Source organism: Micromonospora sp. IBSANI012, assembly GCF_052814045.1.
Genome location: NZ_CP199933.1, coordinates 16256 through 28251 on the forward strand (window position 1 = coordinate 16256; position 11996 = coordinate 28251).

Genomic DNA, 11996 nt, shown 5'->3' on the forward strand with positions numbered 1-11996 from the left:
GTATCCCCCGCGTGACCCGTGTCGGAGGGCGCGACCAGTGCCGTATCAGGCTACGTGCGCCCGGTCGTTGCGTGCTGTCGCACTACGCAGCCTCGAGGACGAAGAACAGGAAGCACAGGATGTACCCCGAGGGGGAGGTCACGAGGTCGGGGAACGCCTCGCGGGCACCGGGCGCGGGAGGTGGTTCGCTCACGACGGCGATCCGGAAGCCGGCTGCGGTGAACTCGTTGGCTATTGCGTGCAGTGGCCGGTGCCAGTACGTCAGCACGGCGGGCTGGCCGTTGAAGGTGTACTCGTCGGTCCACTGTTCGGTGGCGAAGTAGTCGCCTTCGGGCCTGATCAGGTGGTAGACGAAGGGATGGTTGACGGCCACGATGAGTCGGCCGCCGGGTACGAGCACGCGTCGCAACTCGGCGAGTGGTGCCGTCCAGTCCTCTAGGTAGTGAAGGACGAGGCAGGCGATGGCATCGTCGAACGAGGCGTCGGGGAACGGTAGCGGATCGCCGCCCAGACCGCCCTGATACAGGGCCGTGCCATCGCCGAGCCGCTGCCGGGCCAGGTCCAGCATCTTGGCGCTGGGATCGATGCCGGTCACGATGGCGCCGCGGTCAGCGAATCGTCAGCAGAGCCGCCGAAGACCCTGTGCGCCCTCCCGCAGCGGGGCGGGACGGTGCTGGCCTGACCGGTGGGGATTGGTTTCGCCCCGATATGGTGCACGGCATGATCAACTCGTACGCGAGCCTTGACGATGCCGGAGTTGCGGTAGCTGCGGCACGTGCCGGCGCGGACGTGGTGCGCAAGATGTACGGCCAGCGGCTCACCCGCATCGACAAAGGCGCCGGGGATTTCGCCACCGCCGCCGATGTGGAGGCTGAGCAGACGATCTTCGACGTCCTCCGTGCTGCTCGGCCCGATGACGCGGTGCTCGGCGAGGAAGGCGGGCAGCGGGGCGCGCCCGACGTCGTGCGCCAGTGGTTGGTGGATCCCCTGTGCGGCACGCTGAACTACGCCGTCGGCAACATGCTGGTGGCCGTCAACGTGGCGCTGCGCAATGGGGCAGCGGCGGTGGCCGACCCGTTCAGCGGCGAGGTCTTCTTCACTGACGGTGAGACCGCCTGGGTGCGGCATGACGGTGTCGATGCGCAGCTGACGCCGACGCCTGCCACCCAGCTGGTGGACGTCAACCTGGATCCGCCGTTTCCGAGCGCGCCCGGATTCCGGGCCGTGGACCTGCTGGCCCACCCTGGGTTCGTCGAACGGTTCCGGCCGCGGGTCGTGTCCACAACGCTGGCCTTGGCCTGGGTCGCGGCCGGCAAGCGCGCCGCATACGTCACCGATGGCGGTGACCTGGCCGAGAGCGTGCATTTCGCCGCCGGCATCGCTTTGTGCCGGGCCGCCGGCTGTGTCGTCACCGGAATCGACGGCGCTCCGATCGGGCGCGCAGGCCGCGGGCTCGTGGTGGCTGGCGACGCCGAGACCCACGAGCTGCTGATGTCGATGATTGGCAGCCGCAGCTAGATGCTGTGACCGCATAGGTCAGGGCGGCCGTGACAGATCGGTCTCGGGACGCGCGTGACACATCCGGCTAGATGATCTACTGCCAGGGACGGGTACCTGTCAGTTGGCATACTCGGCTGCATGGGGAGCGATCGATTGCAGGCGTGGGTGCGGGCACGCTTCGGACCGTCCGAGGTGGAAGCTGTCCTGGACCTCCTGACCGATCTCGTGCCGTTGGCCCCCGGTGGCACTGCCGAAAGCGCCGAGCGCGTCCAAGCTGCGGTGGTCTTCCTGTCCAATGGAGATAGCCGACGGTTCCTTGATGCTGCGGCCCTGGCGCAGCAGGATTGGCGCGACGTTCTGGTTGGGGCGGGGCTCGCCGATGATGACTGGGCCGACCAGCTGAACTCCGTGCTCGGTAACACCTCGCCGGTCCGGGTGCGCCAGTAGCCCGTCGACGTCACGCAGGTCCTGATACCGATCTGTCACGCAGGTCCCGAGACCGGACACCGACTGCCGGTGACGTGGTTCAAAGCGCCGCCGCCTGGGCGCGCGCCGGCCGCTGTCGCTGTCGCTCTGGCGGCCGTCCTGCCTGACACCCGGCGGCTGGCGCGGAAAGCGGGAGCCCAGAGGACCGTCGCGGAACGACAGGCCATTGACAGGTGGGGTGGTGGGCCGGCAGCCAGCCGGGCCGCGCGGCCAGGACCCGCGCGGCGTAGGGAAGCGGACGCCGACCACGTCGGCGAGAGGGAGATGGCCCGGCAGCAGGCCGCCCTGACTCACTGGGCAACCGGCCGCGCTGTGGTCAGTTCCCTCTCACGCAGAACTCGTTGCCGTCGGGATCGGCCAGCACGACGGCGCCGTCCTCACCGACATCGAGCCGAGTGGCCCCGAGGGAGATCAGCCGGTCGATCTCCGCTTGCTGGTCGCCACCGGCCGGGGCGAGGGCGAAGCGCTGCCGGTTCCTCACCTCTTTCGGGGCCACGGGCGGGCCGCCCCACGCGACCTTTGTGCCGCCGTGCGGTGACTGGATCGCGGTCTCCTGGTCCTGGTCCCACACCAGCGGCCAGCCCAGCGCCTCGCTCCAGAAGAGGCCGACCTCCCGAGTGCCGTCGCAGGCGAGCTCCCCGAGGAAGCCGCACCCGGCGAGGAAGGCATTGCCCGGCTCGATCACGCAGAACGCGTTGCCCTCGGGGTCGGCCAGGACGACGTGCCCCTCCTCGGGGCGCTGCCCGACGTCGAGGTGGCCGGCGCCGAGCCCCAGCGCCGTCGCCACCGTGTGCTGCTGGTCGGCGGGGCTGGCGCTGGTCAGGTGAAGGTGCATGCGGCGGTTCGGCCCCACCTTCTCCGCGCCGCTTCGGACGAACCGGAGGCTGAGCTGGGCGTCCTCGCCAGGCAGGAGCGCACCACCGGCGTCCTCGACGACCTCCCGGCCGAGCAGGCCGGCCCAAAACTGCGCCAGGCGAGCCGGGTCGTGCGCATCGAAGGTCACCGTCAGCATTCGCGAGAGCATCACTGCACGGTAGACACGGGCCAGCAGGACAACAAGGCGGTTTCGGAGAGGTCGGTGCGAGAGTGTCGGCGCCGATCGTGCTGGTCTGGGAGACCTCAACACCCAGGTCAGCCGACGGATGCATGCCCTGATCGCCGCCCGCCACTGGCTGACCGTCGTACGGCTGCTGGCTTACGCACCGGACCTCGCCATGCCGCACCCGGACCGCCTTGCCGCTCAGCAAGATCCAATATGCCCGTTGCGTGCCCGATCGGCCGGTCGAGCAGGGGCAACAACGGTCAACCGCGGCGGGAGACGACCAAGGCCCTTGACTTGCGTTTCCGCAGGTCAAGGGCCTTGCCGATCCTTGGTAGAGGATTCGAACCTCTGTAGCTTTCGCGACGGTTTTACAGGTCGCCAGCGCCCGAAGTAGCCCGGCAACTGGCCTGCCGCCACACCCGACACCGACGCGGCGCGGGGGCCTGCTAGGCGCGGGCCTGGCGGCGGAGGCCCAGGGCGCCGGCGGTGAGCAGGGCGACGGCCCCGATGACGAGTGTCCAGAACCACGTGGCGCCGAGAACCTCGGGCTGACCCCAGGCGCCCAGGGCTCTGAGCGACAGCATGGCGATGATCAGCGGGATGAGCAGCACCCCGGCCGCGATGGTCGCCCGGGCATCGACGGCAACCCATAGCAGGAAGCCGGCCATCACGACGACGGTGGCCCCCGGTTGCAGGCCGATCGTCACGTCGTAGTCCGTGGGTAGCAGAAACACCGCGACCGGCACGGCGAGCAGCCAGGCCACAGGCCGCCGCGTGCCCGGCGCCGGCCAGAGAATCAACGGCACGATCAACAGCACGGCGAGCGGCAGCGGCCAGAGGGTCGAGTCAGTCATGGCGATGTCACGGGTGAGCTCGATCGGTGGATAGTGGCGCTCACCGGTGACGTTGTCTACGCCGACGAAGCTGAGGCGCAGGACGACCAGCGTCGCGGCGAGCGCGCTAAGCGTCGCCAGCAGGCCCAGTACGTATCGCCCGCCGGCTATCGCGACGACCGCCGAGGCGGCGATGACGGTTACCAGTGGATGGATGAGCTCAGATGGGTAATCCACGCCGTCCGTGACGACGCGGGGGAGGACTCTGCCGGTCTCGGCCAGGCTGCCGGCGGTAGCGTACGTCAGCAGTAGGAGCACGGCCAGCCTCAGGGCCCCTAGGGAGCCCCGGCTTGTCGAAAGCGCGTCGTGCGTCCTGGCACGGGTCTGCAATCCCCGTAGGACCAGGATCGCCCCCTCCCGCGCCGTCGGGCGCTGCTGATCAGGGCCGGCCGCCTCCATGAGCGTGCCGATCATCTCAGCGCCGCGCTCACGCCGGTAGCGCTTCGGGTACGCCCACAGCAGCAGCCGGTACCGCGCCTCAAGTGCCTCCTGAGTCATGCCGGCCTCACCGCCCGCACGCGCAGCGCCGGTCGGTCGGTCACGACGCGCGCAGCCTGGATCATCCGATCGGCCTCGGCGCGGAGCGTGGCAACGCCCTCGTCCGTGAGGTCGTAGTAGCGCCGGGCCCGCCCGTTGACCACCTCCTCGTCGACGACGCGTAGGAGCCCTTCGGCGCTGAGCCGGTCGAGCGCCGCATAGAGGGTGCCAGCCGCCATGCGTACCCGACCGCCCGACAACTCCTCGGCGCGCTTGATGATCGCGTATCCGTGGAGTGGGCCGTCCATCAGCGCGGCGAGCGCGTAATAGCTCTGTTCGCGGATAGCCATGACGACAGGATATTCAGTCAGACTGAGTACGGCAAGGTTGGTGCGATACGCGGCGGGAAGGACCACGCATGGCCGACACGCTCCAAGGCCAGTGTCCCGCACTCCTGTACGGCTATCTGCGATGTCAGATGGCCCTTGATCGCCCCGCCAGGGACGCTGCGGGCCGGTGGGTTGCTGTACCTCGCTGCTGTACGGCGTTTGCGCGCCCCGCACTGCCCGGAGCTACGGATCAGAAGGTGGCTGTACAGCCATCCGTACAGCCAAGCCCGCCGACGGACACGGTCCAGGGTCGACGGTAGGCGACACGGAGGTGCGAGCCGGCCAGGAGGCAACCGCGGGCCGATGAGGAATGGTGCCCAGCGGCAGCGGATGAGAGGCAGTCACCGCAGGGCCGGCCGGGTCGGAACTGCGCCCAGGTCACCAGTGGGAGTAGCGAGCCGGATTTCCGCTCAGCGACCCTGCTCGATGCTGGCGAGCAGCTCGACGACCCGGCTCCTGATGTCGTCGCGGACCTGGCGTACGACCTCGATGGGCTGCCCGGCCGGGTCGGTGAGCTTCCAGTCCTCGTAGCGCTTGCCGGGGAAGACCGGGCAGGCGTCACCGCAGCCCATGGTGATGATGACGTCGCTGGCTTCGGCGGTGTCCCAAGTCAGGCGGTTCGGGATCTGGCCGGTGATGTCGATGCCGACCTCGCGCATGGCGTCCACGGCAACGGGGTTGATCCGGTCGGCGGGTTCACTGCCGGCGGAGCGGACCTCGACGGTGTCTCCGGCGAGGTGGCGCAGCCATCCGGCGGCCATCTGGGATCGGCCGGCGTTGTGGACGCAGACGAACAGGACGCTGGGCTTGTCGGTCATCAGTGGGTCTTCCTGTCAGTTGATGGTGGGGCTGCGGCGTTCGATGAGGGTCACGTCGCGCCAGGTCCCGTTGTGGCGGCCAATCCGCTGGCGGGTGCCGACGGCGCGGAAGCCGCAGGCGGTGTGCAGGGCCAGGCTCGCGGTGTTCTCGGGGAAGATGCCGGACTGAATGGTCCAGATCCCGGCCTGTTCCGTGGAGGTGATCAGGGCGTCGAGCAGCAGGCGTCCGACTCCTCGCCCGCGGGCGTCGGGGTGGACGTAGACGGAGTGTTCGACCACTCCGGCGTACACGCAGCGGTCGGAGACCGCCGAGCAGGCGATCCAGCCCAGGACGCGGCCGGTCTGGTCGACGGCGACCCAGCGCTGGTCCGGCATCCGGGTGGCGGTGAACCTCTCCCACGTCGGTGGCTCGGTCTCGAAGGTGGCGTCACCGGTGGCGATGCCGAGTCGGTAGATGTCGAGCACGGCCTCGGCGTGCTCGTCGTCCATGGCGACGATCCTGACCTCGTTCACCGGTTCTCCTCGCCGAGCTGGGGCACGACGACGGCGTCGGCCGCGTCCCCGCTGTCGGGGTACCAGAGGGCGAGCGCGGCGACGGCGACCAGGCCGCCGGCGACCTGGGCGACGACGAAGCCGGGCACGGATGTCGGCATGATGCCGGCAAACGTGTCGGTGAAGGCACGCCCGATGGTGACCGCCGGGTTGGCGAACGAGGTCGACGAGGTGAACCAGTACGCGGCGCCGATGTAGGCGCCCACGGCTGCGGGCGCGGCGGCGGAGCGGCCGCTGCGGGCGAGGGCGAAGACCAGGACGACCAGGCCGGCGGTGGCCACGACCTCGGCCAGCCACAGGTTCCCGCCGGTCCGGGCGGTGCCGGACCAGGTCACGGCGGGCAGCCCGAACATGAGGTCGGCCAGGATCGCCCCGGCGATCGCCCCGGTGACCTGGGCCCCGGTGTAGGCCGCGAGGTCCTGGGCGGTCAGGCCGGTGCCGGCGCGTCGCCCGAGCCACCAGTCGACGGCTGAGACGACCGGGTTGAAGTGCGCGCCCGATACCGGCCCGAAGGTCAGGATCAGCGCGCCCAGGGCCAGGGCGGTGGCGATCGCGTTCTCCAGCAGTTGGAGGCCGACGTCGTCCGGCGAGAGACGGGCGGCGGCGATCCCGGAGCCGACGACGGCGGCGACGAGCAGCGCGGTGCCGGCGAACTCGGCAGCGGCCCGGCGGGAAAGGGCGAGGTTCACGCGCCGGCCTCGACGGCGGGACGGGCGGGGATGTCCAGGAGCAGGCCGAGCTGGCGGAACGCCTCCGCCTTGACCCGGTACCAGACCCAGGTGCCACGCCGCTCCGAGTCGACCAGGCCCGCCTCGCGCAGCACCTTCAGGTGGTGGGAGATGGTCGGCCCGGACAGGTCGAACGCGGGGGTCAGGTCGCAGACGCAGATCTCCGGCACCGAGGCGATCATCGACATCAGCCGCAGCCGGACCGGGTCACCCAGGGCCTTGAACATCGGCGCGACGACCTCCGCCTGCGCGGCGTCCAGCGGACTCGCGGCGATCGGAGGGCAGCAGGCCACCGCTTGCAGGTCCACCACCGGCAGCGCTTGTTTCGACATGCCTCTAGGTTGACAGACTTCAAAACAAGGTGCAACAGTGGGGTCCCTGCTTCGAAAAGCGTCTAGACAAGTGCGAGTCCAGCACATCCGCTGACCCGTCCCAGGAGGAGAACCATGTCCCGCGTCCAGCTCGCCCTGCGCGTTTCCGACCTCGAAGGTTCCGTCGCCTTCTACTCCAAGCTGTTCGGCGTCGAGCCGGCGAAGCGTCGCCCCGGCTACGCCAACTTCGCCGTCGAGAACCCGCCGCTGAAGCTCGTCCTGCTCGAAGGCGAGCCCGACCAGCCCACCGTCATGGACCACCTCGGGGTGGAGGTGTTCAGCACCGACGAGGTCAGCGCGGCGACCAGGCGCCTCACCGACGCCGGCCTCATCACGCTGGAGGAGAACAGCACGGAGTGCTGCTACGCACTCCAGGACAAGGTCTGGGTACGCGGACCGGGCAACGAGCCGTGGGAGGTCTACACCGTCAAGGCCGACTCCCCGCAGTTGGAGAAGGCGACCGCGAGCGCCTGCTGCACCCCGGCCGCCGACAAGGAGCCCGCCACCAGCGGAGCCGCCGCAAGCTGCTGCTGACCGTCGCGGCCCGCCTGCCCCACCCGAACCCGCCCGGTCGCGCGGCCGGAACGACAAGGCTTGGCGGTACGGGGATCCGTACAGCCAAGCCTGTCGGCCGGGACAGCGGGCGGTGGCAGGCGCTACCTATCCTCTGCGCCATGGGCGCTCTCAAGCTGTGGCATCTGCTGGCACTGATGATCTGTGTGCTCCTGCCGACCGCGGCGGCGATCGGGGGCGGGGTCTGGGCGGTCCGTCGCTCACGCAACCGTCGATGAGCGACCCCACGCCGCAGGTCCTCCAGCTCTACTGCTGGGTGGAGGTGTCGGTCACCGACCCCGCCGCGCGGGGCGTGCCGGGCCGAGGGCGGGTGATCGCGCGGCCGACCGGAGGACCGATACGTCGGCAGGCTAGCGTCGGGGCGTGAGCACCGGATCCCCACGCGTCCTGCCCGCCGACAGCGGCATCGCCGAGGCTGCCGCCGTCCTGCGCAACGGCGGACTGGTGGCCTTCCCGACCGAGACCGTCTACGGCCTCGGCGCGAACGCCCTGGACGCCCGGGCCGCCGCCCGGATCTTCGAGGCCAAGGCCCGACCCAGCTTCGACCCGCTGATCACCCACCTGGCCGACGCCGCTGACCTGGAGAAGCTCGTCGGACCGGTGCCCCCGGCGGTGGCCGCGCTGGCCGAGCGGTTCTGGCCGGGACCGCTCACGCTGATCGTGGACCGGCCCGCCGAGATTCCGCCGATCGTCACCTCGGGGCTGGACACGATGGCCGTCCGGGTGCCGGACGAGCCCTCCGCGCGGGCCCTGATCCGGGCCGCCGGGGTGCCGGTGGCGGCGCCGAGCGCGAACCGCTTCGGGCAGCTCAGCCCGACCCGGGCCGAGCACGTGGTCAAGGGGCTCGGCGCGGCGGTGGACGTGGTGCTCGACGGCGGGCCGACCCGGTGCGGGATCGAGTCGACCATCGTCGACGCGCGCGGCGCGCAGCCGGTGGTGCTGCGCCTCGGTGCGCTCGCCTTGGAGGAGCTGGTCGAGGCGGTCGGGCCGGTGAGCGTACGGCCGGGCAGTTCCGGGCAGCCGGTGGCGCCGGGGACGCTGGCCGCGCACTACGCGCCGCGTACCCCGTTGCGGGTGGTGGCGGGGGCGCAGCCGGCGCCGGCCGACGGCGGCCGGCGCGGTTTCCTGGCCTTCCGGGAGCGGCCGGCCGACGGGTACGCGGCGGTCGAGGTGCTCTCACCCGCCGGGGACGTGACCGAGGCCGCCGCCCGGCTCTTCGACGCCCTGCACCGGCTGGACGCGGCGGGGGTGACCGAGATCCTGGCCGAGGCGGCGCCCGACACCGGGGTGGGGCGGGCGATCAACGACCGGTTGCGGCGCGCCGCAGCCACCTGGCACTGACGCCACCTCAGAGGTCCAGCTCGCCGTCCACCTGCGCACCGCTGCGCTCGCCGGTCAGCCGGAAGCCGCGCCGCCGGTAGAAATGCTCGGGGCCGCGCTCGCCCGGCATCCCTGTGGTCGTGAGCAGCCGGACGGGCGGCCCGTCCTCACCGCAGTGCGGCGGCGATCCGGTCGACGCCGGCCGTCAGGTCGTCGTAGCCGGCAGCGGTGAGCTTGCCGCCCCGGAGCAGTTCGCTCAGCTTGTCGCGTAGCTTCTTGACCTGCTCCTCGGCCTGCTCCGGGTCGTCCTCGGCGATCTCCTTGGCGATCGCGTCCACCTTGCTGTGCAGGTCCTTGGCCGCGTCGGGGTTCAGTTGGCCGGCCTCCACCTGCTCCTGGATCGACAGGCGCATCGCGACGGCGGGGTCCGCAGGCGGGGCCGGCGTCCGCGAGGCGGCTTGCGGGCTGGGCGCCGGGCTGGGCGCCCGGCTGGTCGGGGTGGTGGGAGCGACCGTCCGCAGCGATGGGGTGGTCGGTGCGACCGTGACCGGCACGGCCACCACGTTCGGCTGTGCGGCCGTACTGGCGGGGGCGGGTGCGACCGAGGGCTGCGCGACCCTCGTGCCGCTGTCTGCCGACGTGTCGCCGGCGGGAGCCCGGAGCGCGGCGGCGGCGAGCGCGAGCAGCGCGATGCCGAGGATGCCCGCCGCCAGCAGTACCGCGCGCTGACGCCGCCGCACCGGCCGCCCTCCGGTGTCGGGATCTCCCACCGGAGCTACCGGGTCTGGAACGCTCGAACCGGCACCGGCCGCGCCGGGGTCAGATGGACCTGGCGCTCCGGCTGGCGCGACCGTGCCGGATCCGAGCGGCATGGCGGCCGTCGGCAGGGCATCGGGCGAGGCCATGAGCGCCGCAAGACGGTCGCGGACCTCCCGGGCGTTCGTCGGCCGGGCCGCCGGGTCCTTCGCCAGCAGCTCGGACATCAGGGCGTCCAGCGCGACGGGTACGTCCGGCCGGCGGTCGCGTAGCGGCGCGGGCGGGTCGTTGACGTGCTGGTGCAGGACGCTCAGCGGATCGCCGGAGAACGGCGGAGTGCCGGCCAACATGGCGTAGAGGGTGCAGCCCAGGCTGTACAGGTCGGTGCGCGGGTCGACCGGCTTGCCGAGCGCCTGCTCCGGCGCCATGTACGAACTGGTGCCGAGCTTGGTCGCCGGACCGGTGAGGGTGTTGTGCCCGGCGGTCGCCGACAGGCGGGCGATGCCGAAGTCGCAGATCTTCACGATGCCGGAGGGGGTGACGATCAGATTCCCCGGCTTCACGTCCCGGTGGACCACCCCGGCTGCGTGCGCCGCGGCGATCCCGTCGCAAGCCTGTGCCGCGATCGACACGGCCTGCTCGACGGGGAGCGGGCCGTCAACGATCAGCGCCGACACGGTCCGTCCCTCCACGAGCTCCATCACCAGGTAGGAGTCGTCCCCCTCGGTGCCGAAGTCGTACACCCCGACGATGTGGGGGTGGGTCAGCCGCGCGGCCGCACGCGCCTCACGATCGAACCGTTCGGCGGCCATCGGCTCCTCGAGGCCGGCCGCGGACAGCACCTTGATCGCCACCGGCCGGTCCAGTCGCAGGTCCCGGCCGCGCCATACCTCGCCCATGCCGCCGCTGCCGAGCAGTTCCTCGGACTGGTAGCGGCCATCCAGCACACGTCTCAGCACCGGGTCAATCTTTCCAGCCGAGGCCGCCGCTACACCCGACCGACATCGGCGCGGGGCGAGGTTGCGCACGCAGCGGAGCACGGCTCACCTCATCTGTCGGACGGCGACCTCCAAGTTGAGGTAGCGCGGCTCCCCCTTGGCCAACCTGCGCATCTGGTCGGCGTACCCGCCCGTCTCGGGCTGGGCGCTGTGCGCCATCGCCTGGTCGTAGCTGTCGAACTCGGCAACCATGACGAAGTGGCCGGGCCGCTCCCGGTCCTCGGCGACGGTGAGCCGTGCCGGGGCGCCGGCCAGTTGCTGCTGTCCCCACTCCTCGCTGAGCGCCCGCACCTCGGCCGGGCGGTCCGTCTCGTACTCGATGACCTGGACGAACGGCATGTCGATCACCTCCGGCGGCTGCGTTCCCGCCAGGTCGCCGTTCATGTGCCGGATTGCCGTTCGACCGCCGGGGTAGGAGAACAGGCAACAACCCCCGGAAAGCGAGGTGTCACCATGCCGACCGCACGCGACATCATGACCAACGACGTGACCTGCATTCGTGAGCAGGACGACCTGCGGGCCGCCGCCAAGCGGATGGCCGAGCTGGGCGTCGGTTCGCTGCCGATCTGCGGCGACGACAACAAGCTGAAGGGCATGCTCACCGACCGCGACATCGTGGTGAAGGTTCTCGCGCAGGGCAAGGACCCGGCCAACGTGACCGCCGGCGAGCTTGCCCAGGGCGAGGCGGTGACCATCGGCGCCGACGACGACGCCGCGGAGATCCTGCGCACGATGGGCCAGCACAAGGTGCGCCGGCTGCCGGTGATCGACGGGCACGAGCTCGTCGGGATCGTGGCGGTGGCCGACGTGGCCCGTTCGCTGCCCGAACGCCCGGTGGGCGACCTGATCGAGGCCATCTCCGAGCGCTCCTGATCCCGTCCCATCATCGATCGCCGCCCTCCGGCTCCGCGCCGGGCGGCGGCGATCGGTGTACGGGGGACCCTCGCTCAGACGGTCAGCGGCACGGTCTCGCCACGCAGGATGGTGCGCACCCCCGACACCAGCCCCCGCCGCTTCGCCTCCTCGACGAAGTGCCGCAGCGGCGACCGGAACACCGGGTAGTCGTCGTAGTGGATGGGCACGGTCAGCTTCG

16 protein-coding genes are annotated in these 11996 nt (G+C 71.1%); 5 read left to right on the top strand and 11 right to left on the bottom strand.

The features are described from left to right. Positions 1-82 precede the first annotated feature (82 nt). Positions 83-595: a class I SAM-dependent methyltransferase gene (locus ACTWM8_RS00080; protein ID WP_446211991.1), complete on the bottom strand. Its 513-nt coding sequence runs from the start codon at positions 593-595 to the stop codon at positions 83-85. 125 nt (positions 596-720) lie between these two features. Between ACTWM8_RS00080 and ACTWM8_RS00085 the strand changes: the two genes are divergently transcribed. Both ACTWM8_RS00085 and ACTWM8_RS00090 read left to right on the top strand, forming a co-directional pair. Beyond that, a complete protein-coding gene (locus ACTWM8_RS00085; protein WP_446211992.1) occupies positions 721-1518 on the top strand; it encodes an inositol monophosphatase family protein in 798 nt (265 codons plus the stop codon). Between the two features lie 120 nt (positions 1519-1638). Then, positions 1639-1947: a hypothetical protein gene (locus ACTWM8_RS00090; protein WP_446211993.1), complete on the top strand. Its 309-nt coding sequence runs from the start codon at positions 1639-1641 to the stop codon at positions 1945-1947. 355 nt (positions 1948-2302) lie between these two features. Here ACTWM8_RS00090 and ACTWM8_RS00095 read toward each other — a convergent pair whose 3' ends face one another. The 7 genes from ACTWM8_RS00095 to ACTWM8_RS00125 all read right to left on the bottom strand — a co-directional run bounded on the left by ACTWM8_RS00095 (position 2303) and on the right by ACTWM8_RS00125 (position 7217). Continuing rightward, positions 2303-3010, bottom strand: a complete 708-nt coding sequence (locus ACTWM8_RS00095) for a VOC family protein (RefSeq protein WP_446211994.1) — start codon at positions 3008-3010, stop codon at positions 2303-2305. A gap of 464 nt (positions 3011-3474) precedes the next feature. Then, a complete protein-coding gene (locus ACTWM8_RS00100) occupies positions 3475-4419 on the bottom strand; it encodes a hypothetical protein (protein WP_446211995.1) in 945 nt (314 codons plus the stop codon). Further along, positions 4416-4748, bottom strand: a complete 333-nt coding sequence (locus tag ACTWM8_RS00105; RefSeq protein WP_446211996.1) for a PadR family transcriptional regulator — start codon at positions 4746-4748, stop codon at positions 4416-4418. The genes ACTWM8_RS00100 and ACTWM8_RS00105 overlap by 4 nt, the downstream gene beginning before the upstream one ends. Before the next feature lie 449 nt (positions 4749-5197). Continuing rightward, positions 5198-5605 (bottom strand): arsenate reductase ArsC, encoded by a 408-nt coding sequence (locus ACTWM8_RS00110; protein ID WP_446211997.1) that lies wholly within the window; start codon positions 5603-5605, stop codon positions 5198-5200. A 15-nt stretch (positions 5606-5620) separates the two neighbouring features. Beyond that, positions 5621-6094, bottom strand: coding sequence for an N-acetyltransferase family protein (locus ACTWM8_RS00115; protein WP_446214724.1), 474 nt, complete (start codon positions 6092-6094; stop codon positions 5621-5623). 20 nt (positions 6095-6114) lie between these two features. After that, complete coding sequence (locus tag ACTWM8_RS00120; protein WP_446211998.1) at positions 6115-6846, bottom strand: aquaporin; 732 nt, start codon at positions 6844-6846, stop codon at positions 6115-6117. Continuing rightward, positions 6843-7217 carry an ArsR/SmtB family transcription factor gene (locus ACTWM8_RS00125; protein WP_377611241.1) on the bottom strand — a complete coding sequence of 125 codons (375 nt, stop codon included), beginning with the start codon at positions 7215-7217 and terminating at the stop codon, positions 6843-6845. The genes ACTWM8_RS00120 and ACTWM8_RS00125 overlap by 4 nt, the downstream gene beginning before the upstream one ends. A gap of 114 nt (positions 7218-7331) precedes the next feature. On the opposite strand from ACTWM8_RS00125, the gene ACTWM8_RS00130 reads away from it, so the two are divergent. Both ACTWM8_RS00130 and ACTWM8_RS00135 read left to right on the top strand, forming a co-directional pair. Beyond that, positions 7332-7790 (top strand): ArsI/CadI family heavy metal resistance metalloenzyme, encoded by a 459-nt coding sequence (locus ACTWM8_RS00130; protein ID WP_446211999.1) that lies wholly within the window; start codon positions 7332-7334, stop codon positions 7788-7790. A gap of 426 nt (positions 7791-8216) precedes the next feature. Continuing rightward, positions 8217-9170 carry an L-threonylcarbamoyladenylate synthase gene (locus ACTWM8_RS00135; protein WP_446214725.1) on the top strand — a complete coding sequence of 318 codons (954 nt, stop codon included), beginning with the start codon at positions 8217-8219 and terminating at the stop codon, positions 9168-9170. A 146-nt stretch (positions 9171-9316) separates the two neighbouring features. Here the strand turns inward: ACTWM8_RS00135 and ACTWM8_RS00140 are convergent, their stop codons facing one another. After that, complete coding sequence (locus ACTWM8_RS00140; protein WP_446212000.1) at positions 9317-10864, bottom strand: protein kinase domain-containing protein; 1548 nt, start codon at positions 10862-10864, stop codon at positions 9317-9319. 84 nt (positions 10865-10948) lie between these two features. After that, entirely contained in the window at positions 10949-11287 is a 339-nt protein-coding gene (locus ACTWM8_RS00145) for a hypothetical protein (RefSeq protein ID WP_446212001.1), read from the bottom strand. A gap of 69 nt (positions 11288-11356) precedes the next feature. Here ACTWM8_RS00145 and ACTWM8_RS00150 point away from each other — a divergent pair, with 69 nt between their 5' ends. After that, positions 11357-11776, top strand: coding sequence for a CBS domain-containing protein (locus tag ACTWM8_RS00150; protein ID WP_446212002.1), 420 nt, complete (start codon positions 11357-11359; stop codon positions 11774-11776). A gap of 74 nt (positions 11777-11850) precedes the next feature. Here the strand turns inward: ACTWM8_RS00150 and ACTWM8_RS00155 are convergent, their stop codons facing one another. Beyond that, positions 11851-11985: a hypothetical protein gene (locus ACTWM8_RS00155; protein ID WP_446212003.1), complete on the bottom strand. Its 135-nt coding sequence runs from the start codon at positions 11983-11985 to the stop codon at positions 11851-11853. Positions 11986-11996 lie beyond the last annotated feature (11 nt).

Coding starts and splice junctions, on each gene's coding strand:
- ACTWM8_RS00085 (WP_446211992.1), top strand. CDS start 721: ATGATCAACTCGTACGCGAGCCTTGACGATGCCGGAGTTGCGGTAGCT.
- ACTWM8_RS00130 (WP_446211999.1), top strand. CDS start 7,332: ATGTCCCGCGTCCAGCTCGCCCTGCGCGTTTCCGACCTCGAAGGTTCC.
- ACTWM8_RS00145 (WP_446212001.1), bottom strand. CDS start 11,287: ATGAACGGCGACCTGGCGGGAACGCAGCCGCCGGAGGTGATCGACATG.
- ACTWM8_RS00125 (WP_377611241.1), bottom strand. CDS start 7,217: ATGTCGAAACAAGCGCTGCCGGTGGTGGACCTGCAAGCGGTGGCCTGC.
- ACTWM8_RS00150 (WP_446212002.1), top strand. CDS start 11,357: ATGCCGACCGCACGCGACATCATGACCAACGACGTGACCTGCATTCGT.
- ACTWM8_RS00095 (WP_446211994.1), bottom strand. CDS start 3,010: ATGCTCTCGCGAATGCTGACGGTGACCTTCGATGCGCACGACCCGGCT.
- ACTWM8_RS00115 (WP_446214724.1), bottom strand. CDS start 6,094: ATGGACGACGAGCACGCCGAGGCCGTGCTCGACATCTACCGACTCGGC.
- ACTWM8_RS00100 (WP_446211995.1), bottom strand. CDS start 4,419: ATGACTCAGGAGGCACTTGAGGCGCGGTACCGGCTGCTGCTGTGGGCG.
- ACTWM8_RS00110 (WP_446211997.1), bottom strand. CDS start 5,605: ATGACCGACAAGCCCAGCGTCCTGTTCGTCTGCGTCCACAACGCCGGC.
- ACTWM8_RS00105 (WP_446211996.1), bottom strand. CDS start 4,748: ATGGCTATCCGCGAACAGAGCTATTACGCGCTCGCCGCGCTGATGGAC.
- ACTWM8_RS00090 (WP_446211993.1), top strand. CDS start 1,639: ATGGGGAGCGATCGATTGCAGGCGTGGGTGCGGGCACGCTTCGGACCG.